This window comes from Pseudoalteromonas sp. NCIMB 1079 (assembly GCF_040567695.1).
Classification (GTDB): Bacteria; Pseudomonadota; Gammaproteobacteria; order Enterobacterales; family Alteromonadaceae; genus Pseudoalteromonas; species Pseudoalteromonas distincta.
Genome location: NZ_JBEWZA010000001.1, coordinates 2,299,881 through 2,325,978, shown reverse-complemented (window position 1 = coordinate 2,325,978; position 26,098 = coordinate 2,299,881). Strand labels below are relative to the sequence as shown.

The window sequence follows — 26,098 nt, the reverse complement described above, 5'->3', positions numbered from 1 at the left end:
CATATGCTTAATGATCAATTTGGTCGGCAGTTTAACTATTTGCGCCTCTCAATAACCGATGTATGTAATTTTAGTTGTAGTTATTGTTTACCAAACGGGTATCAGTGCGATACGCCGCGTAATTTTTTAAATAAAAACGAAATTAGCACGCTGGTAAATGCGTTTGCAGAGCTAGGTACTAAAAAAGTGCGCATTACAGGTGGCGAACCATGCTTACGAAACGACGTAACCGATATTATAAAGCTCTGTAAAAATACGCCAGGCATAGAAAAAGTAGCTATTACTACCAACGGGTTTAATTTATTAAATAAAATTGATGAATTTGCAGAAGCAGGGCTTGATGCGCTTAATGTCAGCATTGATAGTTTAAATCCGAGTATGTTTAAACTCATAACAGGGCACGACAAACTTACCCTTATTTTAAAAGGGATTGAGCGCGCGGTAGAGCTGGGCATAAAAGACATAAAAATAAATGCAGTGCTTGCCAAGCAGTTTAATAAAAACCAATTGAAGGATTTTTTAGCGTGGGTAAAACACCACAAAGTTACGGTTCGCTTTATAGAGTTAATGGAAACAGGTGACGGCGCCACCTTTTTTGAAGAAAACCACTTAAGTGGGCAAACGGTTAAAGCCCAATTACTCTACCAAGGCTGGTTACAAGTCGTTAGGGGGAAACTAAACGGACCCGCTGAGGAATTTTGTCATCCTGATTACGATGGTCGTATTGGTTTAATAATGCCGTACAGTAAAGATTTTTGTAAAAGCTGTAATCGCTTAAGGGTGTCGGCGCTGGGTAAATTACACTTATGCTTGTTTGCCGAGCAAGGTATAGATTTACGCGAACTACTAAACGAGGACGATACTGCAGCGACCGTAAAGGCAATTCGAGCCGCTATGGGCAATAAAGAAATAAGCCATGAGCTAGATAAACGCTTAACAGGTGCGACAACTCACTTAGCTATGTTGGGCGGCTAATATGGAAGTAAAAGCTAATCGAGATTTTACAGGTGTTGTGCTTGCTGGTGGTAAGTCATCAAGAATGGGCACAGACAAAGCCGATTTAGTTTTAAAAAATAAAACGCTATTGCACAATGCGTGTGATTTATTAAAAGACGTAGGCGCTAAAAACATACTTATAAGTCGCAACGTTACAAATCCAGTCAAGTCATTGAACCATTATTCACCGAGCGATTATCCCTCAGAAAAGTACGTTAAAGATATATACCCAAATAGTGGACCCCTGGGCGGTATTTACTCAACATTAATAGCCACCGAGCACGACTTACTTATTACTGCGGTAGATATGCCTCTACTTACGAGTAGTTTGTTAAGCACAATTGTGCTGGCTTCTCAGTCAAATAAAGTACAAAGTGTGAGCAATCAATTAAATCAGTCACAAATACATGCTTGGCACTTTGAAAATGAACCATTACCGCTGTATATTCGTAATACAAGCAGTGTAAAAAATCATTTAAAACACATACTCACAAACGCAAACAGTCATAAATCAATAAAACAGTTTACCCAAAGTATTGGTGTGCAAACGCTTTTATGTAATAAAACGCATGCATTAATAAACACCAATACGCCGGCGCAATTTAAAGCTGTAAATGAGCATTTTGACCAAAGCATTAATCACTTAAGAAGAACATTATGAGCCACACAAGCGATACACAAATACCTTTAAACATTGCCGTACTTACAGTAAGCGACACGCGCGATGCGATTACTGACACCTCAGGTCATTACTTAATTAAAGCGCTAACTGAAGCTGGTCATCACTTAGCTGATAAAGACATAGTTAAAGACGACGTTTACCAAATGCGTGCAGTGGCATCGCAGTGGATAGCCGATGACACCATTCATGCTATTTTAGTGACTGGCGGTACAGGCTTTACTGAGCGCGATTCAACACCAGAGGCATTTGCGCCGCTGTTTGATAAAAGCGTAGACGGTTTTGGTGAGCTATTTAGGCACATATCGTACGGCGAAATTGGTAACTCTACTATTCAATCTCGTGCATTGGCAGGACTTGCTAACAACACCGTTATTTTTTGTATGCCAGGCTCTACAGGCGCATGTAAAACAGCGTGGACAGGCATAATAAAAGATCAACTTAACTCAATGCATAAACCGTGTAACTTTGTACCGCACATTACCATTGGTAAAAAGTGTGAATCGCGTGAGCAATAGTATGTTAAGCCACGTTGACGAAAACGGCCAAGCGAATATGGTTGATGTATCGCTCAAAGAAGTAACCCTGCGCGATGCCTCAGCTGAAGCCTTTATTAGCATGAGCAAGCTTGCCTTTGAGCAAGTAATGCTTAATCAAAACAAAAAGGGAGATGTGCTAGGCGTGGCACGCATTGCAGGTATTCAAGGCGCTAAAAAATGCGCTGATTTAATCCCGCTTTGTCATCCGCTTGCACTTAGTAAAGTCGCTGTTGATTTTGAACTTGATGAAGCAAACAGCCAAATTAAAATAACCAGCTACTGCAAACTTGCCGGTAAAACTGGCGTAGAAATGGAAGCGTTAACAGCGGTATCTGTGGCTAGCCTCACTTTGTTTGATATGTGTAAAGCAGCCGACCCACTAATGGAAATTAGCGGTATGCGCGTTACTCAAAAAGCTGGGGGCAAAAATGGCAGTTGGCAACGCGATTAATTCAAACGATGCTATATCTAGCGCCGGGAAAGTAGAGTTATTGTTTTTTGGGCAACTAAAAGAGCGGTTAAAGTGCAGTAAATTAAGTCTTGAGATTACGCAGCCGCTTACTATTTCAGAGCTTAAATTAAGATTAGTGAGTCAATACCCGCACTGGCAACCGTGGCTGGAAGAGCGTGAGTTATTTGCAGCGCTTAACCAAACTATGTCATCAAGCGACGAAATAGTGAAAGCAGGGGATGAGCTTGCCTTTTTCCCGCCGGTTACAGGTGGCTAATGAGCATACATATTCAAGTACAAACTGATGATTTTAATGTAGGTGACGAGCACAATACGCTTTGTAGTAATAATAAAAGCGATGGCGCTGTTGTTACCTTCACAGGTTTGGTAAGAGAGTTCAGCAGTGGCGATAACGTTATTGCACTTGAACTTGAACACTACCCTGGTATGACCGAGCAACTGCTTCAATCTATTGCAGAGCAAGCACAAACTCGCTGGCAACTGGCGCGAATATGTATTATTCACCGCGTTGGTTACATGGCACTTGGCGAGCAAATTGTATTTGTAGGCGTAACGTCCCGCCATCGCCAAGCCGCGTTCGAAGGCGCACAATTTATAATGGATTATTTAAAAAACCACGCCACGTTTTGGAAAAAAGAGCACTTTAAAGACTCATCAAATTGGGTTGAGTTTAAACAAAGTGACAAACAAGCGCTGGGCAAGTGGGAGTCCTAATGAAAATAATCTCTACTAATATCTCTAAAATTAAAACGGTAGTGCATAACGGCAAAGAGGTTAAAACCGGTATTTTTAAAACGCCAACTAATGAGCCTGTTGTTATTGAAAAGCTAAATATAAGAGGTGACGAGCAAGCCGATTTAGTTAATCACGGCGGGGTTGATAAAGCGGTTTACGCGTTTTCGCACAATCATTATGATTATTGGAAACAAACCCTCGAGAATGATGATTTGGCAGTAGGTGCCTTTGGCGAAAACTTCACGATTTCTGACCTTGATGAAGCGAATATACACATAGGTGACCATATTCGAATTGGTACTGCATTACTTGAAGTAAGCCAGCCTCGTGTGCCTTGTTTTAAATTAGCTATCGCCCTTAATAATAAAAACAGCCTTAAACTGTTTACGCAGCATTACTGCACTGGCGTGTATTTTAGGGTACTAGAGCAAGGCGTTGCAAAAACGGGTGATACTGTTGTTATCGAGAAGAAAGTCTCGCACGACATATCAGTTAAAAAACTGTTCCAGGCATTTTTTGATAAAAAATATCCAGATTATGAAAGTGTATTATTAGCAGCACTCGAATTGCCCGAGCTTGCTCTTGAGTGGCACACTAAAATTAAAAAGAAGCTTTTTATTAAAAGCGAACAAAGTTAAGCATAAATTATTATTTATAGAGGACCTAGTAAAAAAGATAAAACCTGCTATACCTAATGCTATAAATACTATAATTATTATAGTGTTATTAAAAAATAATGTTGGGTTAGTAGCTAAAATAGGTGTCGTATATGAATATCTCAAGAAAACTGATGCTTATTGTAATATTAACTGCAGCAGAGATAAGCATTACTGTCTACTCAGCTTTTGAAATAGCTAAAGGCGCTAAGTTTCATCAACTTAACTTTCTTCATTTAAAATATGTTCATCAACTTACCAAATCAGTTAAAAAAATAGAAAACAATATCCCCATAGATATAAATACCATTGAGTCAGATATATTGTTAATTAGGCAGCAACCAATTGAGTGTATTGAAGAAATAAATCCATTAAATTATGCTGTTATGAAATTTATTAACACAGAGCAAACTTTAACAATTTGTGAAAAAGACATAGAAAATGAATTTTTACGTTGGACTAACTGATTTACATAGTTTTTTTGTAAACTATTTAAAATTGATTTTTCTTTTTCTGTAAGTGGTGAATCACTTATTCGCTCGAATATAAACCATCCAAACTTAAGGCCTGAGGGCAAAATAATAGGCGATATAACTCTAAATATTTTAGGGTGATGCTCAATAATCGATTCATTAAAAATATCATCAGATAGTTGTTCTTTAGCTACTGTTATTTCTGGACCTGATTTATATAGCTCAACGACACCTGCAGGTAAATTAGCAACAATAGAAAATGAGCTCGCATCAAAAATGTGTAAAATTAGCTCAGCAATGTTTTCTATGTTTTTTTGAATGTCATTATCAAGAGAAGTCGTTAACTGTTGCTCATCTATTAATGATACACCTTCTATATAACTCTCTACATTGGGCATTCAAACTCCTACAACAGTATTAAATATGCCTCATTAAAATGAGATGCAACAAATGATTAACTTATTGTAGTTGATTATTTTGAATGCGTTGAATAATTTGCATTATAAATAGACTTCAAATTAGAGTTTTACCTTATTATAGTCAGCAAGTTATGAATCAATTTTAAAATAAGGCAAAACTCAATCTGGGTGTGAAATTTGTAACTTAATAAATAACTATTATTTAGGGTAGTGGTATTACTAAAAAACAATAAAGTTATTTTAATCGCTCAGTTGTACAATTGTTTGCGCTACGCTAAATAAGGTTTTATGCGTATCCATTGCTTGTTTTTGTAGCTGTTTATGGGCTTGCTCTTCGGTGAGCTTTAGCTGCTCAATAAGTATGTACTTGGCTTGGTGAATTACCTTTTGCTCACTAATAACTTTTTTAGCGTCAAGTAATGCTTGGTTTATTTGTTTTATATGCTGGCTTTGCTCGATAATTAAATCATACATACTTTTATTACTATTGAGCTTATCGGCCGCTATATTTTGGCTTACTTCTGGCTCTGGTTGCTTAATGGCTAATTGCCCAAAAGTCGGGGCTATGTGCTGCTCTGTCATATTGTTAAGTACTTGCTTATTTGTATTTAAACTACGTTGAGCACAGGCTATTTGCATTGCTGCGGTATCAATTAATTGATCTGCTATGTTTTGCTCAATCTTATGCATTATATCTATGCGCGTAGTGGTTACTTCATACCAAACTTCGCTTAGTTGCGAGAGCGGTTGAGCGTTCTCGTCATCGAGTTTTTGCAGTAAACTTCTAAGTTGCTCTACCTGATTATTAACCTGATGTGTTGTTAATGTGGCAAAGCATTTTAAAAGGTGCGCATCGGCGTACTCATTAAAAAAGTCAAAGCTGTGGTTTTGCTCTTGTACAAAATGCGCGAGTTGCTGTTTTTGCTCAGTGGTAAATTTACTCGCTGCAAATGCTTGTGCACCACAGGCGCGTTCTTGTCCTGCGTATTCTTTACCTTGCATAAAGTTAAAAAAGGCAACTAACAAACGCGTTATTTTAGGATCGCTTGCGCCATCTGCTGCCTCTAAAATAATATTGAGTAAACCAGCAATTAACTGCGTGAATGACTGCGTAGCATGCACTGCACTAATGTTTTGTTGTGCTATTTGATTGCGTAGGTCGGGCAATGCGTCAAGTGTTTGCAGGCTATAGGTAATTAAATTAAATAACCGAGTATGGCCAGTATCGGCGTTGTCTTTTATAAATGTTTGTTTTAGAGAATCATTAAATGCAGTTTGTGCACTGTTACTTAAAGGAACTTGCTCTTGTAATTGGGTTTTAAATCGTTCGCGGTTTGAAGCCAAAAATATATTACTCATTGCACGTTCTTTTTGTAACTGATGTACAAAATCGCCTAATTTAGTGAGCGAGGCACAACTGTTTTGTAATTGCTTTAGCGCGTGTATTTCTTGATACTTAGCCGCTAATAAAAACTGTTTTGTGAGAGGATTACTTGTCGCCATTGGTATTATTCCACACTTTTTTGTTTTTAAAGTGCAACCACTGTTCCAATCATTAATAAATTTCATCATTGAATTTAAAATCAAGCTAATACAATTGCTTAAAGTGTTATTTTTGTTTATCACTGTGTTTCTATAATTTAACTTACCATTACTTTTAACTTATTTGGTGCATTTAAGCATGTTATTGCACACAACTTGAACCTAAATTAAAAACAAAAAAAGCGCCTACTCCTGGGGAGGTAGTAAGCGCGAAAAGTGCATTATTCATTTTGCATCATGCGTTAATATTTACACTATTTAGTAATTCAGGACTAATTGCCATTTTATGATTTATTACTTCACCAATCATAATTAGGGTAGGGCCTTGAAGGTCGTGTTTAGCATGCTCATTTACTACTAGTTCAAGCGTACTGGTAATTACCTTTTGCTTAGCGGTAGTAGCGTTCTCTATTAGTGCAATGGGCGTTTCACTTGGCCAACCCACTGATTGTAAACCGTTGCTTAGTGCTTGTAGGCGCGAAAGTCCCATATAAACCACTAAAGTAGGGTTGTTATTGCCTTGCTCAAATGCGTAATTATTCCAATGAGGCTGCTTGTTAGGATCGGCAAATTGCGCCGTTAAAAACGTAACACTACGCGCTACGTCGCGTGCAGTGAGTGGAATACCTGTATAAGCAGAAGTAGCGCAAGCCGTTGTGACTCCCGGAACAATAGCAAAATTAATATTATGCTTTGTAAGCGCATCGGCTTCTTCGTTAATACGTGCAAATATACTCGGATCGCCGCCTTTTAAACGCACTACGTTTAAGCCTTGTTGCGCGTATTTAACCAGTAGTTCGCAAATGTTAGCTTGGGTCATCGAATGCTTGCCGGCACGCTTACCTACAAATACACGCTGCGCTTTTTTAGGCAGTGTTTTTAGTAAATCATCGCTTACTAACCAATCGTATAAAACAACATCGGCGGTATTAATTAAACGCTGCGCTTTTACCGTAATTAGCTCTGCGTCTCCTGGGCCCGCACCAATTATATAAACGTTGCCGCTTTTAGCACTGCGATCATTTGAGCTTGTTAGCTTAGTAACAAGCTTATTTAGCCACACGTTTTCAATACCCGAAAAATAAGACAGTACACTCATAATATTCCCCTAAGCCACAGCTGTTGTAACTTTTGGTTCAGAGCTTATAAATACACTGCCGTCTTCAATTTTTGCATTAAAAACCGGTAAGTGTATTGCTTCTGCTTCTAAACATTCACCTGTTTCTAGGCAAAAGTGTTGCTTATATAAAGGCGATGCAACAACTAATTTATTATCGATAGAGCCAATAATGCCACGCGATAATACATTAGCTTTGCCAATAGGGTCGAAGTTGCTAATGGCAAACACAGCCGTTGGGTTTTGTGGAATGTAAAAAATAGCCAGTTGCTGATTATTAACTAATGCGCATACGCCGCTATTAGCCACTAGGTTGTCGATTGTTCCAATATTATGCCAAGACATCAGCTTGCTCCTCTTCAATTTCCATTACTGGAATACGGTTTTGTGTATTACGTTGCTCACGTTTTTCGGCTTCTGTAGCAGGGCGAATTTGGTTACGCTCTTGCACAAATAAAATGTTGTCATCGGTTTCGGGGCTATTAACAAACTGGCGGAATCGTTTGGCAGCATCTGGGCTTTCAATCGCTTTTTTCCACTCACAGGCATAGGTTTGTGTAATTAATTCCATTTGCGCTTCTAGCTCGTCGCAAATGCCTAAGCTGTCGTCAATTACTACACTTTTAAGGTAGTCTAAACCGCCTTCAAGGTTTTCCATCCATACCGACGTACGCTGCAATTTGTCAGCCGTTTTAATGTAAAACATAATTACGCGGTCAATGTATTTAATCAGTGTTGGCGTGTCTAAATCGGTTGCAAATAAATCAGCATGGCGAGGGCGCATACCGCCATTACCACACACGTATAAGTTCCAGCCATTTTCGGTGGCTATAATGCCAATATCTTTACTTTGTGCTTCGGCGCATTCGCGGGTACAACCCGATACCGCCATTTTAAATTTATGCGGTGCGCGTAACCCTTTGTAGCGGTTTTCAATTTCTATTGCGTGTCCAACGCTATCTTGCACACCATAACGACACCACGTACTACCCACACACGATTTAACGGTTCTAAGAGACTTACCATAGGCATGACCTGTCTCAAACCCGGCTTCGATAAGTCGCTCCCAAATAACAGGAAGCTCTTCTAAGCGAGCCCCAAATAAATCAATACGTTGACCACCAGTGACTTTGCAGTACAGGTTAAAGTCTTTTGCTACTTGTCCAATTACAATGAGTTTGTCGGGCGTTATTTCGCCACCAGCAATACGCGGTACCACAGAGTACGAACCATCTTTTTGCATATTTGCTAGGTATGTATCGTTAGTGTCTTGCAAGCCAACATGAGCGGGTTCTAAAATAAAGTCGTTCCATGTTGAGGCTAAAATAGAGCCAATGGCAGGTTTACATATTTCACAGCCATGACCGCTGCCGTGTTTAGTTAGTAAGTCATCAAAGCTTTTAATGCTTTCTACTTTTACCATGTGCAGTAGTTCTTGGCGTGAATACGCAAAGTGCTCACATACATGGTTGTTTACTTCAACACCGCGACTTGCTAATTCGTTATCAACAACAGATTTTAATAACGCGGCACAACCACCACAGCCACTTGCTGCTTTAGTACATGATTTTACTGAGGCTAAATCGCACGAGCCGCCATCAATCGCGCCTACAATGTCGCCTTTACTCACATTGTGACACGAACAAATAGTGGCGGTGTCGGGTAGGGCACTGCCCGATAACGACGGCGCTCCGCCGCTGTCTGGTAAAATTAAACACTCAGGGTTTTCTGGTAAGTCCATGTCGTTAAGCATGTACTGCAATAAAGTATCGTAGTCGCTGGTATCGCCAACTAGTACAGCGCCCAGTAATTTATTGCCTTTCTCACTTAGTATGATTTTTTTATAACAGCCGCGAATAGCATCTTGATATATAAGTTCTTTACAGTCTGGCGTTTTTGCGTGAGCGTCGCCAATTGAGCCTACTTCTACACCTAATAACTTAAGTTTAGTGCTCATATCGGCACCTAAAAACTCAAGCTTGCCACCACTTAATTGACTCGCTGCAACGCGTGCCATGTTGTAACCCGGTGCTACTAAGCCAAATAGTTTTTTGTCCCACAGGGCACATTCACCAATGGCTAAAATATCAGGATCTGACGTTTGGCATTGGTTATTAATAATAATACCGCCGCGCTCACCGAGTTCTAAATCAGCAATTTTACCAAGTTGATCGTACGGGCGAATACCGGCAGAGAACAAAATTAGGTCTGTTTCTAAAAATGACTCATCCGAAAAGTTCAATCTAAAGCGACTCGTTTCGCCTTTTACTATTTCACTGGTTGCCTTTGATGTGTGTACCGTTACGCCAAGTTCTTCTATTTTATTTTTTAGAAGCGTACCGCCTTGCCCATCAAGTTGAACAGCCATAAGTTGTGGCGCAAATTCAACTACGTGGGTATCAAGCCCTAGTTGCTTAATCGCATTTGCGGCTTCAAGCCCTAACAAACCACCGCCAATAACTACACCACTTTTACTTACAGTGGCACTGGCTTTTATTTGTTCTAAATCTTCTAATGTGCGGTACACCAAACAATGGGGTTGGTCGTTACCTTTTATAGGCGGCACAAATGGGAACGAACCTGTAGCGAGTACAAGTTTGTCGTACGGGTATTGCTCACCCGTTAATGTGGTCACTATTTTTGCTGTTCTATCAATGTCTTCAACCCACTGGCTGGTATGCACATTAATATTAAGTTGTTTATAGTTGTCGTGAGTGGTGAGTGCTAAATCGGCGGCTGTTTTGCCATCAAATACACTTGATAAATACACGCGATCGTATGCAAGATTTGCTTCTCCGCAAAGTACAGTAATGTCTGCGTTGGCATCGCTTTGGCGCATTTGCTCAACAAAGTGGTGTCCGACCATACCATTACCAATAATGAGTATTTTTTGCGAGGTTTGCATATGGCATTCCTTAAAGTGACGGTTTAAATACAAATAACAAAAAAGCCCGCCACAAATACGCATTATGCATAATTGTGTGCGGGCTTCTTTGCCGATGGTTGCTAATAGCTATAGTGCCAACAACCTAAATTTGTTGCCGTAAGTAAAACGGGCTTGTTAATAGAGTGTTTGCAAAAACATAGCCAGTTTTTTAAGTTATTGTTTAAATACTATTTAATATGTTTTTAGAGTGAATGAAAAACTCGTTTTGACATATGTTGGTGCGCGCCTGGCACTAAGAGGGTGCAAGTATTGTCATTGTTTTGTGCATTATCAGTCAATAAAACACCCATTATCATTGATTGTATATTGAGTTAAATTTAGCCCATAAAATACGTACACGTACTCTCACGGGCAAAATGATAAACACAAACTCAATAGATGCTTCACCTTTTCACGAAGGCGAGCTGGCAATACAAGACAAGCTCGGTAAACGAGAAATAATGGCAACATTTGGCAAACGTGCCGTGCGCTCATTTATGCCAGAGCAGCATCAGGCCTTTTTTGAGCAGTTACCATTTGTGGTTGCAGGCAGTGTTGATGAAAATGCCGATGTGTGGGTATCTATTGTTTCAGGGCAGTCAGGCTTTTTAAGCGCCCCCACACCTAGGTCGTTATTAATGACGCACGCGGTTGATAAAAACGACCCCTTACATGGCACGTTAAATATTGCCGGCTCGCCAATTGGTTTATTAGGCATTGAGCTAAGCATGCGTAGGCGTAACCGTTTAAATGTGCGCGTAGGTGAGGCAATTAGTGATAATCAGGTGAGTTTTAATGTTGATCAATCTTTTGGAAATTGCCCGCAATATATTCAAACACGCGACTTAACGTTTAATAGAGATCCTTTAGTTAAAAGTAGTGCAGTACAAAAAGTTGAATTTAATACAATTGATAACGCAGCCAGTGCGTTAATTGACACCACCGATACATTTTTTGTATCGAGTTTTATAACCGCAAAAAACAATCCAAAAATTGAAGGGGTTGATGTTTCTCACCGTGGTGGGTTGCCGGGTTTTGTAAAGCGCGAAGGCAACACATTAACGATTCCTGATTACGCAGGTAACAATTTTTTTAATACCTTGGGTAACTTTTTATTAAACCCAAAAGCAGGTTTGTTATTTCCTGATTTTGACACGGGTAATGTATTAATGCTTACCGGCAGCGTTGAAATTTTATGGGACGGGCATCCAGAGTTAGAGGGCTTTATTGGCGCAGACCGAGGCTGGAAATTTACCCTCACTAAAGGGATGTGGCTTAAAAACTTACTCCCGTTTAGTGCTAAATTTGATGCTTATTCCCCTAACACTAAAATGACGGGCACGTGGCTTGAGGCTGATAAAAACAAACAAGCCGAAAAACTAAAACATACTTGGCAGCCTTTAAAAGTAACTAAAATAATTAAAGAAAGTAATGTAATTACCTCCTTTTATTTAGAAGGGCATAACAATACAACCTTGTTACCGTTTAAAGCTGGTCAGCATTTAACTGTACAATTACCATGTAAAAATAATAGCAATAACAGTAATAGCAAACCTGTTATTAGAACCTACACCGTGTCATCAAGCCCTCATGAACTATTTTATCGGTTATCAATTAAAAAAGAGCTTAATGGCGAGGTGTCTAACTACTTTCATAATAACGTAAAACTCGGGAGCGTTATTTTAGCTAAATACCCACAAGGGCAGTTTTTTATTGACCCAACCAGTACCAAACCAGCGGTACTCATTGGTGGCGGAATAGGCATTACACCCATGGTTTCAATGGCTAAACACATTGCCAATGAAGGGTTGAGAACCCGCTATACACGCCCTTTACATATTTTTCACAGTGCTATAAATAAACAGCAGTGTGCGTTTTATAACGAGCTAAAAACGTTAGCAGATACGAGTGGCGGCGCAATTGATTATTACTCACTTTTATCTCAGCCTGAGCTTGATGAAAAACAAGGCAATGGCTTTAACGTAAAAGATGAGGGCCTTAATTTAAAAGGGCGAATAAATGCGGATGTGTTTAGATACTATTTACCACTTGATGATTACGAGTTCTTTTTATGCGGACCAGAAGCGTTTATGCAGCACGTCTATAACGAGCTGTTATTGCTCGGTGTGCAGGATAAAAATATATTTGCTGAAGCATTTGGACCTTCCGCTATTAACCGCAATGTGCTTAATACAAGCGAAGCGCCTAATAAAAACATAGAGATGAGTGTTGAAGAGGCTGACAACACCATCATTAAATTTAGCAAATCGGGCTTTGAACGGCGCTGGAATAAAGGCGATAACACATTACTGAATGTAGCTGAAGCCCATGGTTTAGAACCTGAATTTGGCTGTCGAAACGGCATCTGCGGCAGTTGCGCCGTAAAAATAAATGCAGGCGCTGTGGTTTATCGCAATAACGTAAGTTACCCAGTAGAGACAGGGCAGGCGCTAATTTGCTGCGCCGTACCTGCTAAAGGTGTTGAGGTGCTTGATTTAGAGCTGTAGTTGTTAATATAGCGTTTTTAAATACAGCGCTTTTAAATACAAAACTATGCGCTAAAACTAAAACAACTGTTTTTTGTTAAACAAACGGAGCGTTTTAAAAACGCTCCGTTGAATTACTTTTATTAAAACTCAAAATTAAAACTGACCGTAAGCCTTCTTCCGTCTAGCACAACGCCGTAGGTTTCATTGGTCACTACACGGTCTGTAACATTGTATAAACCAGCCATTACTTTCAGATTATCAGTCATCCAATATTGTGCGCCTATGTCCATCATGGTGTAGCCGGGTGTACCATCACTTAAGCTTGTACGGCTTAAATAGTCAGTAGTTTCACCACGGTAGTTTACACGACTCCATAAATTTATCGTGTCACTCGCATCCCAGTTTAAGGTAGCATTAGCCATACTCTTGGGTATTTTATTTAAAGGCTCGCCTGCAAAGTCTCCAGATTTTTGCTCAGAGTCTGTAAAAGAGTAGTCAGCTTTAAAGCGAAGGTTGTCGGCAATACGGTAGTTTACAGTCGCTTCTACCCCTTGCATTTCTGCCTCAGAAATATTTTTTTGCGTACTCAAAAATTGATAAGTGTTCCCACTGAATTCACATTGATAGTTTTCAAAATCATTTCTATCAATATTTTCACTAATACAGTAGCGATCTTCTGCTATTTTATCATCAAAATCAGTATGATAAAACGTTAAGCTGGTCGATAGTCCAATTTTAGGATCGTTATAAATAAAACTAACTTCGTAGTTAACGCTAGTTTCTGGATCTAAGTCAGGGTTACCTATTATCAGGGCACGTGAAATGGATGTTCCAGTGGAAGATAGGTTAGGAGATCCGCCCCCGCCTGTGCCTCGACCAAAGCCTGCAGTAGCTTGAGATAATGAAGGCTGAGTATATCCTGTAGAAACCCCTCCTTTAACAGTAAAGCGGTTATTTGCATGCCAGTTAGCATAAATCCTAGGTGACCAATGAGAACCAAATTGCTCATCGTTATCGTATCTTAAACCGGTAGTTATGGATAAGTCTTTTATAAAGTTCCATTCAACCTCAGTAAATAAAGCCCCAATCCATCGGTCAACTGTATCACTGGCAATAGCCACGTTGGCATCTAGTAAACCATTCGTTTCGTCAACAAGTTCTTCGGTTTTATATCGTGCGCCCACAGTATAAATATGTTGCTCTGCTGCATAAGTTGCAGATGTATTAAACGTAATTATTTCTTCTTTTTTATCTTTATCTTGCACGCGTTCAGATAAATCTTGCTGAAGATAAGTGTTTGTTGTTAATTTTCCGTAATTACCCATATGGGTGAGGGAGTACATTTGTTTTTCAAATTCGTACTGTGAGCCTTCTGCATCAATAGCTATTGAGTTACCTGGTGTATGCTCAAAATCAATATTTGATGTATCGTAGGCTAGACTCACCTTGTTTTTATCATCAACGGCCCAGTTAAATTTAACCCCAAATTGGGTTGTATCTGAGTCTGGGCGGCTAGCAGTAGCGTCGCCACCGCCAGAGTAATCACTTTCATCTGTATGTTGTATTGAGCCTGTAAGCTCCATGCCTAATACATCTTTAATTAACGCACCGCCAGCGTAAAAGTCGGTATTGTATTGATCATTACTTACATCATTCATAGATGAAGTATAGCTTGCGGCTAAGCTTGCGGCCCATTGTTGTGGAGCCGTACGAGTAATAATGTTAATCACTCCGCCCATTGCTTCAGAGCCGTAAAGTGATGACATAGGACCACGAATAACTTCCACACGTTCAATCATTGCAAGTGGTGGAATACCTATTTGTTTACCCCCATCCGAGCCATTAGTATTTACTGAGCGACCCGCCGAAAGAGGACGACCATCGACAAGGTATAATGTGTATTGATCATCCATACCACGGATACTAATATCTTGCATATTACCGCCACCAGTTACATATACGCCTGGTATATCGCGAACAGCATCAACAACAGTGGTATAAGATTGTTTACGTAGCTCTTCTTGTAATATGACCGAAATAGATGCAGGAGCATCTATAATTTTCTGCTGATAACCGGTTGCTGTTACAACCATTGTTTCCATTTCATTTGTTTTTTCTGCCGCTGAAGCGCTCATGGCTATAGGGATCAAAATAGCGAGAGGTAACTTCTTACAGGTCAATGGTACTAACTTCGACATTGATCGTTTGGACATTAAAATGTTCTCCTTTACATGTAGGCCTAAATTCAAGAGTGCAAATGATAATACTTACTGTTATCATGTAAAGAAACTTAAATGGAACAATGTGTTGCCAAAGTTGCAACACATGTTGATCGTTTGCTCGTGTAATGGCTAATTTATTATTATGTAAATTAGCCGTCACTGAGCGTATTAAACGCAGTAGGGATGTTGCAATGCCTCAATTTAAAGAATTACGTAGTTTTGTCTCTGTGGTTAGTTCAGGAAGCTTATCAAATTCGGCAAAAACACTGCAGTTGTCTAAATCAACTATTAGCCGACATCTTAAAAACTTAGAGCAAGATGTAGGGAGTATTTTACTTAAAAGAATGCCTAACAGCTTGGTGCCTACAGAGGCGGGGCTGTGTTTTTATGATTATTGTGAGCAAATACTAAGTATAGCGAAAGAAGCTAAACAAGAATTAGATACCTTAGATGAAAAAGTACAGGGTGAAGTAGTTATCTATGTTGATACCGGCTTATTAAGAGGATGGCTAGGTGATGTTGTTACTCAGTTTTTAACGCGCTTTCCTGATGTTAGCGTCACTCTTAAAACAGATATAAAATCTAACTCAAACCAATGGCAAGACAATATTTTGCTTTGTATGGGGCAGTTACCTGAATCCAGCCAACGCCAAGAAAAACTCTGTATTCTTTGGCAGGGGGTATTTGGTAGTAAAGATTACTTTAAGTGTAACGGCTATCCTAACTCACCGGAAGATTTAATAAATACTCACTGGTTACAATTAATTGGCAATAAAAATGAGCAGTTAGTTATGACAAACCAAGGAGGAGAAACATTAAGTGTACCAGTTCCTTCGTCACGAATTCAGTCAGATCAGTTGGTGTTACAAGGAGATGCGATAAGCCAAGGACATGGGCTTGGTTTATTACCTCTATGGCAAGCAAACATGCGTCTTAATGCCCACCCCGAATGCTTTGAGCGTTGTTTAAAAGACTGGGTAGGTCATCCTGTTCCTATTTGGTTATGTTATCCTTTTGGCAAATTAGCCAAAAAGCAGCGTGCTTTTATAGAGCATATAAAAAGCAATTTACCGCAGGAATGGGATAATGAGCTTTGCCAAGAAATGTAAATTTTATTTAGTATTACTTAGGCAATTTATTTTAAGTGTTTTAGAAACTGCAACGTAAAAAACCGCTTTTTAATCAATAAAAGTAAATGCTACTCATTATCATTTGATGTGTGGCATGCTAGCATATCCTTAATATGTTCATAAATTAAAAAGGAAATATAAATGTACGGCATACTAATAAAAATGTTTTTTATAGCTGGTTGTAGTTTTTTCTCAGTAGCTAGCTTTGCTAATTACCCAATAACAATTAACCAAGGGAATACCCAAGTTGTTATAAAACAAAAGCCTATAAAAGTAGTTGTATATGATTTAGGTGTACTTGATACATTAACAGCACTTGATGTTGATGTAACAGCGGTTGCTAAGGGAGTGTTTCCTGAGTATTTAGCCCATTATAACTCCCCAAAAAAAGCAATAGCGGGTAGCTTATTTAAGCCAGACTTTGAGGCACTTAAAAAAATCAAACCTGATTTAATTATAGTCGGACCACGCAGCCGTAGAGCGTTAGATAAATTAACTGCAATTGCACCTACCATCGATTTAACATTAAGTTCCGATGATTTTGTCTCTAATATTAAAAGAAATATTATACTACTGGGTGATGTTTTTGAAAAACAACAGCAAGCAAAGTTATTGTGGAACAATCTAAATAATAAAATTAATGCTTTGCAGGCTAAAGCAGTGGGTAAAGGGCCAGGGCTTGTTTTATTTACAGTAAAAGATATGTTTATTGCGCACTTACCTGGAGACAGATTTGGTATGGTGTATGAACTACTTGGTATAAAAAGCCCAAATAAAATTAATAAACCGCAGCTAAAAGATAACGATAAAAGCCAAACTAAAGTGCAAAAAGCCAAACAAGCTGCAGTATTAACAAAGGATTATATGGCAACAAAACCAAATTGGCTGTTTATACTCGACAGAGGTTTAGCAACTGGTGGGCAAAGCAATATTGAGCAAGCTTTAGCAAAAGCACCGTTTATAGAAAACTCTCAAGCGTGGCAACAAAAACATGTTTACTACTTAAACCCAACGCAATGGTATGTAATAACAGGCGGCTATGCGAGTGTTCTTAATACCGTTAACGAGTTAAATACTATTTGGTAAACATTTTTATTAAAGGTGAGCTGATTATGAATATTTGCTCACCAATTCACTTTAGTTAGATACAAAACTGATAGCGAAAAATTGAAATGAGCGGCATATCTGGTGCTCATAAATAGAATTTAGCTCAGAACTTTTAAAATCTGCAATACATAGCTAACTCCACTTGTACTGGTCAACCCACACTAAACATTTAGAGCTGAGAATTTTTAAACTCCACAGGTAATAATTAATTATTTACTTAATGTAGCCCAATCCCATGGTTTAGAACCTGAATTTGGCTGTCGAAACGGTAGCTGCGGCAGTTGCGCCGTAAGAATAAATGCAGGCGCTGTGGTTTATCGCAATAACGTAAGTTACCCAGCAGAAACAGGCCAGGCGCTTATTTGCTGCGCCGTACCTGCTAAAGGCATTGAGGAGCTTGATTTAGAGCTGTAGTTTTTTTCAAAATATAAATCTTCAGCTTTTATCATTGTAGGGCAATAAAGGCTCACTATTGATACAAAATAAACGTGTGATTGCAGTACATTCTTGCCTCTAACGAATACTATGACTTCTTAACTTTTTCGGGGTATCAACAATGATTACACCATGTAGTCTATGGTTTTTCTGTTTGTGTGTAATGTATGCATTACCAGTGTATTTAGCTTCTAATTTCGGATTTTCTAGCAAGGTTTGCACGTATTCATCTAGGCTCCTTATTTGCCTGTCTGCAGAGTTTTTAGCAGTAAAATAGTTCGATAGTTTAGTTGTGTACTCTTTATGTATTTCGTAAAGATTTTCATTCCGCGCTAGAACAAGATATGTTCTTAGTTTAGATGACACATCATTAAACACTGATTCTGAAACAGGTAAAGTAATTGCTTGATTTAGTTTGGTATCAAGTTTAAATTCATTTTTATCGCAGTTCACAACTAACTGATTAAATGTATAAGAAATAATTTTGAGGAAGTCACTATCAGATATGAAAAATGTTGTTTTAAAATTAACGTTAATCGCTGTGCTTTTCTTGAGTGCATGCACGGCGGTAGTACAAGATGATTTTAGTAAACTGAGCACAGAGTCATCTAATCAAAAAATAGCAGTTAATCAGCTTGGTTATTTAGTTAATAGCGAAAAAATAGCAATAGTGCCAAATGTAACCGCGACTACTTATGATTTAGTGGATGTAAATACTAATAAAATAATACGTAGCGGCCAGTTATCACACGCTAAAATGTGGGACAACTCAGGAAATGACACCTTTAAACGCGCTGAATTTACAGATATTGTAACACCAGGAGATTACCTTTTACGTGTAAAAGGAGTGAGAGATTCTGCCGTATTCTCAATTAATAATCATGTATATGACTCGATTCATACAGCGGCGTTAAAATACTATTACTTAAATCGTTCAAGTATTGTAATAGAGAAAAAGTATGCAGGTATTTATGCGCGGCCTTTAGGGCATAAAGACGACGACGTGCTTTATCACTCATCAGCAGAGCAAGGCGATGACTTTAAAGCGAAAGAGGTGCAATCTCAAAAAGGCTGGTACGATGCGGGCGATTATGGTAAGTATGTTGTTAATTCTGGTATTACCACGTACACATTACTTGCGGCGTTTGAGCACTACCCTGAAGTGTATCAAAAGCAAATATTAAACATCCCTGAATCGTCAGATGACGTCCCCGATATTATAAACGAAGCACTATGGAACCTTGAATGGCTGATCACTATGCAAAGCGATGATGGGGGTGTTTATCATAAACTCACAACGCGTGAATGGCCAGGCTATGAAATGCCGCATGAAGATAAAAGAGCGCGCTACATGATAGGAAAAAGCACAGCGGCTAGCCTTGACTTTGCCGCGACGTTATCGGTGGCCAGTAGAGTACTTGCTCCCTATTATCCCAATAAAAGTAAGCAATATTTAGCGGCTGCAATTAACGCATGGAAGTACTCGCTTGAAAATCAAACCCAATATTATGAGCAACCTGATGATATTAAAAGTGGAGAGTATGGTGATAATCAGCTAAAAGATGAGTTTGCTTGGGCCGCTGCAGAGTTATTTATAACAACTAGAGATAAAGGTTTTTATAATACTTACAAAGAGATAAATATTCATTATTCAGCTCCTTCATGGAGAAATGTATCGTATCTTTCTTTAAGCAGTTTACTGTTTAAGGCAAAAGATTTATTGAGTGAACAAGAATACGAAGATCTTAAAATAAAGCAAAAACACTTAGCTGATGTGTATTTAAAACAACATAAAAATAGCCCATATATTGTTGCGATGGAAAAGTCTGACTTTGTGTGGGGAAGTAATTCAGCAGCGTTAAATAAAGCGATAGTTTTGCTACAAGCCGCTGAGTTAAATAATAATTCGCAGTACTTAAAGGCTGCGCAAGGGCTTGTTGATTACATTTTAGGACGCAACCCAACAGGGTATTCGTTTGTTACTGGTTTTGGTGATAAAACACCACAACACCCGCATCATCGAATTTCACAAAGTGATGGCATTACAGCTCCAGTACCAGGTATGTTAGTTGGCGGTCCCCAAGCTGGGCAGCAGGATGAGTGTAACTATGATTCCAACGAACCTGCAAAATCATACAGCGATAGCTGGTGTAGTTACTCAACGAACGAAGTGGCAATTAATTGGAATGCGCCTCTTGTATATGTGCTAGGAGCGTTTGTTAGCCGGTGATACTTACTTGAATCTTTTTATTATAGTTATAAATCACTGGTATAAAGCTTTAGCTTACCAGTTGTGTTCAATAGTATGCGGTGTGTTTCCTTACTTTACGCTAGTAGAAGTAGAGCAGATAGCCTAGAGCTGTCATTCCCTGTTGTGCTGTATTTATACATTGCCATTCAATCTTATAATTTGACTTGTAATTATCAGGGGTAGGGGTCTAATTTTGAGGTGGATTAAAGAGCTAAAAATGTGCTTTGGGCGCTTGGGCACAAGTTTGGGCACAAATCGATAAAAACTGGAATTTTTAAGATGATCTTTTGAGGCTTGGATCTCATTATTTTAAAACTTTGAATACAAAATAATAAAAAACTAAGAATTTAATTTTCAACAAAAAATCAAACGAGTAGATTGAATAGGGTTTTTTAACTGTTTGAAATATAGAGTTTAATTGGTACGACCGAGTGGATTCGAACCACCGACCTCTACCATGTCAAGGTAGCGCTCTAACCAGCTGAGCTACGGTCGTACAATTTTTTTAGGGTTCTTAAATTTTGGTACGACTGAGTGGATTCGAACCACCGACCCCTACCATGTCAAGGTAGTGCTCTAACCAGCTGAGCTACAGTCGTATTACTTTATTTAAGTAAGTGTTAATTGCTTAACAACGGCGGCTAATATATAGCGTGGCGGTTGGTGAATCAAGCAAGTTTGTTGTTTTTGAGTTTATTTGCCGTTTTTTTATTCATATTGGGCTTATTTCACACGTTTTATAAAAACCTTGCCACCAAACCACATGTTTTTTTGCTGAGCTTTTAAGTAAGTTCAGTAAGTTACTTGTCGAGCCCGTTTTGACTAAGTTATTAATTTGAGGACTTGAGATACTTTCGTTAAACCAAAGTTCGTTATAAAGCGGTTGCAGTACCTCTAGATAACCAGTTAATTGCGCTTGATAGGGCTGAATTTCTTTTAGGTAAAACTTTTGAAATACGTTGCTTATGATTTTTGCGTTTTCATTATTTTGACCCTCTGGGCAAAGGGCATTAAAATTGAGTGTTTTTAAAAGCTGTGTGGCGTTGCTGTTTAACACTACCTGCATGCGGGCTGATTGAATGAGTGCTTGGTTAAATTGATATTTATTAAGCTGTTCGAGTGCACTAAAAATAGAATCGCTATTAATTTTACTAAATTGCTTAAAGTTAATTTGCTGCTTAATGAGTACAAGTTGTTTTAGCGCCTGCAAGGTATCACTAAAGCCAGCGGGTTCAGTAGTGAGCTCGTTTGAAGTCAGTTGCCAGGTACGATTTAACTCAGGTTCTTTGAATAACATGGTATTAAAAAAGTACATTAGATGTGTTTCTTTGTAGTTTTTGGCAGCGAGTATTTTTGTGTAACTAGGGCTATTTTTATCAAGTGTATTTAAACAAACCTGCGCACTTTTAATAAAGTTTATTTGATATTTTAATTGCCCAGCAGCGCTGGCGGTTTTTCCTAATTGGTTGTTGTGCTCACTTATAAGCACGTTAAGCTTACATTGACTAATGCCTGCAAGCTCAACAATACTCAGTGTTAAGTCGCTTTGTGCTATTGGGGGAGGCTGCAGTAAAGGGAGTTGCTTGAGCGGCGCAGGTTGTGTTGGGCTTGTATTAACTGTGCTACTTAAGCGTTCAATATAAGTAGCGTTTACCGTACTTTGTGGTTTGTTGCAGCCAGTAAGTATTAAAAAACACATTACCAGCAAAGTAGCTGGTAATGTTTTAAGGCTGAGCTTATTAGTTTTGATTGAGTGCATCACTGTTAACAAATTCATATTTTAGACGTTTTCTTACTGTTAGCATTAATAAAATAGCAGCGACACTAAGGCCTACTATTATTCCAACCCAAAAGCCATGTGGCCCCATAGCTGGCACAATTATGTCTGTTCTTGCCAATACGTAACCTAAACAAAAGCCGATTAACCAATACGATATAAACGTAATATACGATATAGGCGTGGTGTATTTTAAACCACGGAGTATGCCATTTGCAGCAACCTGTAATGCATCGGGTAATTGGTAGACACACGCTAATATCATAATTGATGAAGCCAGAGCCATAACAGCAGGGCTGTCGGTATACAGTTGGCTAATTAAATCACGACCTGTAAAAGTAATAAGTGCCAAAAATAGTGCAATTACAATAGCTAATATATAACTAGTCGATACGGCAACTTTTAACTGCTGTAAATTATTTTGACCATATAGATTACCAATACGAATACTTATAGCGATAGAGAGGCTCAGCGGCATCATAAACAGCAATGTAGTTACACTCGCTGCTATCTGATGCCCCGATACAGCCACTGCACCTAAATGCGCAATAAATAGCGGTATACACGCAAATAAAGTGACTTCAAAAAAGGTAGCAAGTGAAATTGGTATACCTAGCTTAGTAATAATACCAATAGTAGTGAAATTAGGTTTTTCGAATGATGAAAGCAGGCCTTTAGCATCTACCTTTTTACTCATTTGGCAGTAAGTGACTTGTGCTATTGCCATAACAGTTAAAACAATTGCTGTGGCAATGCCACAGCCTGCGCCGCCATAAGCGGGAAAACCAAATAAGCCATTTATGAAAATATAATTTACTGGAATATTAACGGCTAAACCTAATAGGCTTATGTAAAAGGCGGGTTTGGTCATCCCCATGCCTTCGGTAACGTTTCTGTATACTGTAAAAATTAAAAACCCAAACACACCCCATTTCACAAAATGGATGTAGTCAATGGCAAGGTTTGCAATAGCAGGCGTTGTATCGAGCTTTAAAATAATGGCATCTGCTAAATGGGCAATACCAAAACCTGTAAAGCTTAAAATAGCGGTTAAATAAAGTGATTGTTGAAAATAGTGACTAATGCCTTTGCGGTCATCGCTGCCCGAAAACTGCGCAATAATACCAGTGAGCGCTAATAAAATACCTTGCAGAGCCAGTAATAATGGGTTCCATATCCCTGTTGCAATAGAAAGTGCAGCTAAGTCAGTAGGGCTAACTTGGCCAGCCATAATTGTGTCGACTACCGACATTAAAATAAGTGTAACTTGTGCTAAAAAAACAGGTAAGGCTAGGGAAAGTAAACGCTTGGCTTCCCAATTGCAAAAGGTCATAAAAAAAGCTACTAAATAAAACAGGCGACAATTGTAATCCATTGCGTTTCAAATAAAAATCATAGTAGTGAATGATTTTATGAGTTGATACGTTAAACTAGCACTTTGTAATAATTTTAAGTGATTTTATGTTTACAGGAATAGTGCAAACACAAGCAACAGTGGTCTCTAAAACTCAAACTGATGGTGTGTTACGCTTAGTTGTATCGGTGAGCGATGAGTACGTTAAGCATTTAGATTTAGGCGCAAGCATTGCTATTAATGGCTGTTGTTTAACTGTTGTGCAAGTTGAGCTAAGTAATCATGATGTGGTGGCGCAAGTGCATTTTGATGTGATTGATGAAACGCTAAAGTTAACCAATTTAGGCCTGCTTGAGCTAGGTAGTTTAGTAAATTACGAACGCTCTGTTACGTTTGGTACTGAGCTTGGTGGGCATATAGTGTCTGGGCATATTCATTGTACGTCACAAATCTCTCAAATAGTGAAGCTTGAGAATAACTGCAAAATACAATTAAGCTTGCCAAAAGAGTGGCAAAAGTACGTGTTATATAAAGGCTTTGTTGCTATAAATGGCGCAAGCTTAACCGTAGGCGAAGTTGATGAACAAGGTTTTTGGATACACCTAATTCCGGAAACGCTCGCCATTACAAACATTGGTGCAGCGCAAGTGGGTGACAAGTTTAATATTGAAGTTGATCAGCAAACTTACACTATTGTAAATACGGTAGAGAACTACTTACGCCATCAGGCTTAAGTTAAAATATTTGTTCGTCGTCACTGTCTACGTGTAGCTCCAATTTATTGTTAGCATGGTCTATATGCATATTTAAATGAATTGGGTTACAGCAGGCAGTGCAATCTTCTATATAGTCTTGATCGCCGCTGCTTGCGTCTAGGTCTAGATGTATGTGGTGACCGCAGTGTGGGCACGTTATTCGTTGTGATAAAAAATCTTTCATAATCACTCCAGTTATAAATAATTAAGTTAGGTTCAACTTAATCGCTTACAGATGAACCCCTACTTACTCATTAAATATAGTGTTGAAATGCAGCTTATGACACTTATTTTATACCTTCAAATACCAGCTTTTCTATATGTTGTTTAGCTTCAGTAAGATAGTGACCTGCAAAGATATTGGCGTGATTTAAAATGGGGTATAGCTGATATATTAACTTACGTTTTTCGTAATTTTGTGAAAGCGGGTAGTGCGCGTTATAGGCGCTATAAAAGTCTTTAGGCAGGGGGGCAAATAGATCGCTCATTGCAATATCTACTTCCCGATCACCATAATAACAAGCCGGGTTAAATACCGTTGGTTCTGCTTTTAAAAAGCCCATATTTCCACGCCAAAAATCGCCATGCAGTAATGAAGGTTGTACTTGATGACCATGTAGTTGCTCTTTTACGGTATTAATTAAGCGTTCGGGCTCAATTAAGTTAATGCCTTTTTCAGCGAGTAGCTGTAATTGCCACCCTATACGTTCTTCGGCGTAAAATACATCCCACTTTTTGTGCCAGCGGTTTGGCTGTATGGTTGTGGCTAGGTAATTGTCTACATCAAAGCCAAACATAGCTTGGTCATGTTTTTGATGCATTTTAGCGAGGTTTCGTCCCATATTAGTCCACGTGTCGTGGGGTTGTTTATCTAAAACAAGCCACTGTAAAACAATAAACGAAAACTCTATATTTGCGCCAGTTGTAATACATTCAGGTACTTTAAAATCACTATTTTGCGCCAAAAGTTTTAAGCCAATAAATTCACTTTCTAAACGCTCGAGCTCACTTTTTAGTGCTATTTTAACGAAGTAGTTATGCGTACCATTAGTAATATGAAATAGTTTGTCGGTGTTTGTACTTTGTAATTGGCGTTTGTAGGTGTGCTTAAAGTCAAAATTGATGGCTCGGCTGATGTGCTCATTTACTGTTTTCCACATAACAATTGCTCGCCTTTTAAACAGATACTTAAACTATGGCAAAAAGGTATTAATTTAACAATCTAAACGTTGTAAAATTAACGGCTATATTGAATAAAATTACACTTACTGTAGTGGAGTTAAAATGAACAAAAGTTTAATAACCAATTTGCTAGCGGGTTTATGTGTTGTTGTAGGTTTTATGTTTAACCAAGCAATTGTGTTGTCTGTTGGTTTATTTGCACTTTCTGGCGCGGTAACTAATTTATTAGCTATTCATATGTTATTCGAAAAGGTCCCGTTTTTATATGGTTCAGGTGTTATAGCGCTTAAATTTGAAAGCTTTAAAGTCGCTATACGAAACCTAATATTAACGGAGTTTTTTTCAGAGCAAAAAATTAATAATTTACTCAATAAAGCGCAGCCCAATATCGACTTTGAGCCAATAATTAGCAATGTTAATTTAAACCCTGCATTCGACAGCTTGTTAGAGGTAATAGAGCAGTCTCAGTTTGGTAGTATGTTAGGAATGTTTGGTGGTACTGCGGCAATAGAGCCAATGCGTGAAAAGTTTATTGAAAAAATGCAATTGTCGCTTAGTGAGATTTCTCAAACTGACGATTTTAAAGCATTAGTAAGCCAAACACTTTCACAAGGTAATAGCGCAGAAAGCCTACATAAAACGGTGCTTAAACTAGTTGATGAGCGCTTAGATGAGCTTACTCCTAAAATGGTTAAAGAGATTATTCAGACCATGATCCGCGAGCACCTAGGCTGGCTTGTAGTATGGGGCGGTGTGTTTGGTGGCTTGTTTGGTTTAATTGCGGCCGTGATTTAAATATAGCTACTGATACCAATTTTAAAAAAATCATTCTATCGCATTAA

The 26,098-nt window shown here is 38.6% G+C and carries 24 protein-coding genes, 2 tRNA genes and 1 pseudogene; 15 read left to right on the top strand and 12 right to left on the bottom strand.

What is annotated here, in order from left to right; genetic code table 11:
- The first annotated feature begins 3 nt into the window (after positions 1-3).
- The 8 genes and pseudogenes from moaA to ABX891_RS20575 form a co-directional block, all read left to right on the top strand.
- Positions 4-975, top strand: a complete 972-nt coding sequence (gene moaA, locus ABX891_RS10745) for a GTP 3',8-cyclase MoaA (protein ID WP_354629461.1) — start codon at positions 4-6, stop codon at positions 973-975.
- A 1-nt stretch (position 976) separates the two neighbouring features.
- The gene (locus tag ABX891_RS10740) at positions 977-1,657 is read left to right on the top strand and encodes a molybdenum cofactor guanylyltransferase (protein WP_354629460.1); all 681 of its coding nucleotides are present in this window, start codon (positions 977-979) and stop codon (positions 1,655-1,657) included.
- Positions 1,654-2,193 (top strand): molybdenum cofactor biosynthesis protein B, encoded by a 540-nt coding sequence (gene moaB / locus ABX891_RS10735; RefSeq protein ID WP_165743807.1) that lies wholly within the window; start codon positions 1,654-1,656, stop codon positions 2,191-2,193. The genes ABX891_RS10740 and moaB overlap by 4 nt, the downstream gene beginning before the upstream one ends.
- Position 2,194: 1 nt before the next feature.
- Positions 2,195-2,665: a cyclic pyranopterin monophosphate synthase MoaC gene (gene moaC / locus ABX891_RS10730; RefSeq protein WP_149606408.1), complete on the top strand. Its 471-nt coding sequence runs from the start codon at positions 2,195-2,197 to the stop codon at positions 2,663-2,665.
- Entirely contained in the window at positions 2,643-2,942 is a 300-nt protein-coding gene (locus ABX891_RS10725) for a MoaD/ThiS family protein (protein WP_354629459.1), read from the top strand. The genes moaC and ABX891_RS10725 overlap by 23 nt, the downstream gene beginning before the upstream one ends.
- The gene (gene moaE / locus ABX891_RS10720; protein WP_354629458.1) at positions 2,942-3,400 is read left to right on the top strand and encodes a molybdopterin synthase catalytic subunit MoaE; all 459 of its coding nucleotides are present in this window, start codon (positions 2,942-2,944) and stop codon (positions 3,398-3,400) included. Before ABX891_RS10725 ends, moaE begins: the two co-directional genes overlap by 1 nt.
- Positions 3,400-4,059 carry an MOSC domain-containing protein gene (locus tag ABX891_RS10715; protein WP_354629457.1) on the top strand — a complete coding sequence of 220 codons (660 nt, stop codon included), beginning with the start codon at positions 3,400-3,402 and terminating at the stop codon, positions 4,057-4,059. The genes moaE and ABX891_RS10715 overlap by 1 nt, the downstream gene beginning before the upstream one ends.
- 131 nt (positions 4,060-4,190) lie before the next feature.
- A pseudogene (locus ABX891_RS20575) lies at positions 4,191-4,517 on the top strand (sensor histidine kinase); the annotation flags it as partial.
- Here the strand turns inward: ABX891_RS20575 and ABX891_RS10710 are convergent.
- From ABX891_RS10710 to nirB, 5 genes are all read right to left on the bottom strand, one after another.
- Entirely contained in the window at positions 4,454-4,948 is a 495-nt protein-coding gene (locus ABX891_RS10710) for a hypothetical protein (protein WP_354629456.1), read from the bottom strand. The pseudogene ABX891_RS20575 and the gene ABX891_RS10710 sit on opposite strands and share 64 nt — an antisense overlap.
- A 261-nt stretch (positions 4,949-5,209) precedes the next feature.
- Entirely contained in the window at positions 5,210-6,472 is a 1,263-nt protein-coding gene (locus ABX891_RS10705) for a nitrate- and nitrite sensing domain-containing protein (protein ID WP_341601432.1), read from the bottom strand.
- A 274-nt stretch (positions 6,473-6,746) separates the two neighbouring features.
- Positions 6,747-7,610: a uroporphyrinogen-III C-methyltransferase gene (cobA, locus tag ABX891_RS10700; RefSeq protein WP_354629455.1), complete on the bottom strand. Its 864-nt coding sequence runs from the start codon at positions 7,608-7,610 to the stop codon at positions 6,747-6,749.
- Positions 7,611-7,619: 9 nt separating this feature from the next.
- The gene (nirD, locus tag ABX891_RS10695) at positions 7,620-7,973 is read right to left on the bottom strand and encodes a nitrite reductase small subunit NirD (protein WP_354629454.1); all 354 of its coding nucleotides are present in this window, start codon (positions 7,971-7,973) and stop codon (positions 7,620-7,622) included.
- Positions 7,960-10,533: a nitrite reductase large subunit NirB gene (nirB, locus tag ABX891_RS10690; protein ID WP_354629453.1), complete on the bottom strand. Its 2,574-nt coding sequence runs from the start codon at positions 10,531-10,533 to the stop codon at positions 7,960-7,962. Before nirB ends, nirD begins: the two co-directional genes overlap by 14 nt.
- 398 nt (positions 10,534-10,931) lie before the next feature.
- Between nirB and ABX891_RS10685 the strand changes: the two genes are divergently transcribed.
- Positions 10,932-13,061, top strand: coding sequence for a 2Fe-2S iron-sulfur cluster-binding protein (locus ABX891_RS10685; RefSeq protein WP_354629452.1), 2,130 nt, complete (start codon positions 10,932-10,934; stop codon positions 13,059-13,061).
- 122 nt (positions 13,062-13,183) lie between these two features.
- Here the strand turns inward: ABX891_RS10685 and ABX891_RS10680 are convergent, their stop codons facing one another.
- Entirely contained in the window at positions 13,184-15,256 is a 2,073-nt protein-coding gene (locus ABX891_RS10680) for a TonB-dependent receptor domain-containing protein (protein WP_354629451.1), read from the bottom strand.
- Between the two features lie 134 nt (positions 15,257-15,390).
- Here ABX891_RS10680 and ABX891_RS10675 point away from each other — a divergent pair, with 134 nt between their 5' ends.
- The 4 genes from ABX891_RS10675 (at position 15,391) to ABX891_RS10660 (ending at position 20,167) form a co-directional block, all read left to right on the top strand.
- A complete protein-coding gene (locus ABX891_RS10675; RefSeq protein WP_166377592.1) occupies positions 15,391-16,374 on the top strand; it encodes a LysR family transcriptional regulator in 984 nt (327 codons plus the stop codon).
- A gap of 162 nt (positions 16,375-16,536) precedes the next feature.
- Positions 16,537-17,481, top strand: a complete 945-nt coding sequence (locus tag ABX891_RS10670) for a siderophore ABC transporter substrate-binding protein (protein ID WP_309166319.1) — start codon at positions 16,537-16,539, stop codon at positions 17,479-17,481.
- 222 nt (positions 17,482-17,703) lie between these two features.
- Positions 17,704-17,916 carry a 2Fe-2S iron-sulfur cluster-binding protein gene (locus ABX891_RS10665; RefSeq protein ID WP_165743819.1) on the top strand — a complete coding sequence of 71 codons (213 nt, stop codon included), beginning with the start codon at positions 17,704-17,706 and terminating at the stop codon, positions 17,914-17,916.
- A gap of 526 nt (positions 17,917-18,442) precedes the next feature.
- Positions 18,443-20,167, top strand: coding sequence for a glycoside hydrolase family 9 protein (locus ABX891_RS10660; RefSeq protein WP_354629450.1), 1,725 nt, complete (start codon positions 18,443-18,445; stop codon positions 20,165-20,167).
- Between the two features lie 440 nt (positions 20,168-20,607).
- On the opposite strand, the gene ABX891_RS10655 is transcribed toward ABX891_RS10660, so the two are convergent.
- The 4 genes from ABX891_RS10655 to ABX891_RS10640 all read right to left on the bottom strand — a co-directional run bounded on the left by ABX891_RS10655 (position 20,608) and on the right by ABX891_RS10640 (position 23,298).
- Positions 20,608-20,684, bottom strand: a tRNA-Val gene (locus tag ABX891_RS10655).
- Between the two features lie 26 nt (positions 20,685-20,710).
- Positions 20,711-20,787 (bottom strand) — tRNA-Val (locus ABX891_RS10650).
- 113 nt (positions 20,788-20,900) lie between these two features.
- Positions 20,901-21,947 (bottom strand): DUF3080 family protein, encoded by a 1,047-nt coding sequence (locus tag ABX891_RS10645; RefSeq protein WP_354630134.1) that lies wholly within the window; start codon positions 21,945-21,947, stop codon positions 20,901-20,903.
- Positions 21,928-23,298: an MATE family efflux transporter gene (locus ABX891_RS10640; protein ID WP_354629449.1), complete on the bottom strand. Its 1,371-nt coding sequence runs from the start codon at positions 23,296-23,298 to the stop codon at positions 21,928-21,930. The genes ABX891_RS10645 and ABX891_RS10640 overlap by 20 nt, the downstream gene beginning before the upstream one ends.
- A 128-nt stretch (positions 23,299-23,426) precedes the next feature.
- Between ABX891_RS10640 and ABX891_RS10635 the strand changes: the two genes are divergently transcribed.
- Entirely contained in the window at positions 23,427-24,053 is a 627-nt protein-coding gene (locus tag ABX891_RS10635; protein WP_354629448.1) for a riboflavin synthase subunit alpha, read from the top strand.
- Position 24,054: 1 nt separating this feature from the next.
- Here the strand turns inward: ABX891_RS10635 and ABX891_RS10630 are convergent, their stop codons facing one another.
- A complete protein-coding gene (locus ABX891_RS10630) occupies positions 24,055-24,258 on the bottom strand; it encodes a CPXCG motif-containing cysteine-rich protein (protein WP_002962509.1) in 204 nt (67 codons plus the stop codon).
- Positions 24,259-24,361: 103 nt separating this feature from the next.
- Positions 24,362-25,234 carry a fructosamine kinase family protein gene (locus ABX891_RS10625; RefSeq protein ID WP_354629447.1) on the bottom strand — a complete coding sequence of 291 codons (873 nt, stop codon included), beginning with the start codon at positions 25,232-25,234 and terminating at the stop codon, positions 24,362-24,364.
- A gap of 124 nt (positions 25,235-25,358) precedes the next feature.
- On the opposite strand from ABX891_RS10625, the gene ABX891_RS10620 reads away from it, so the two are divergent.
- A complete protein-coding gene (locus ABX891_RS10620) occupies positions 25,359-26,051 on the top strand; it encodes a DUF445 domain-containing protein (RefSeq protein ID WP_354629446.1) in 693 nt (230 codons plus the stop codon).
- Positions 26,052-26,098: the final 47 nt, after the last annotated feature.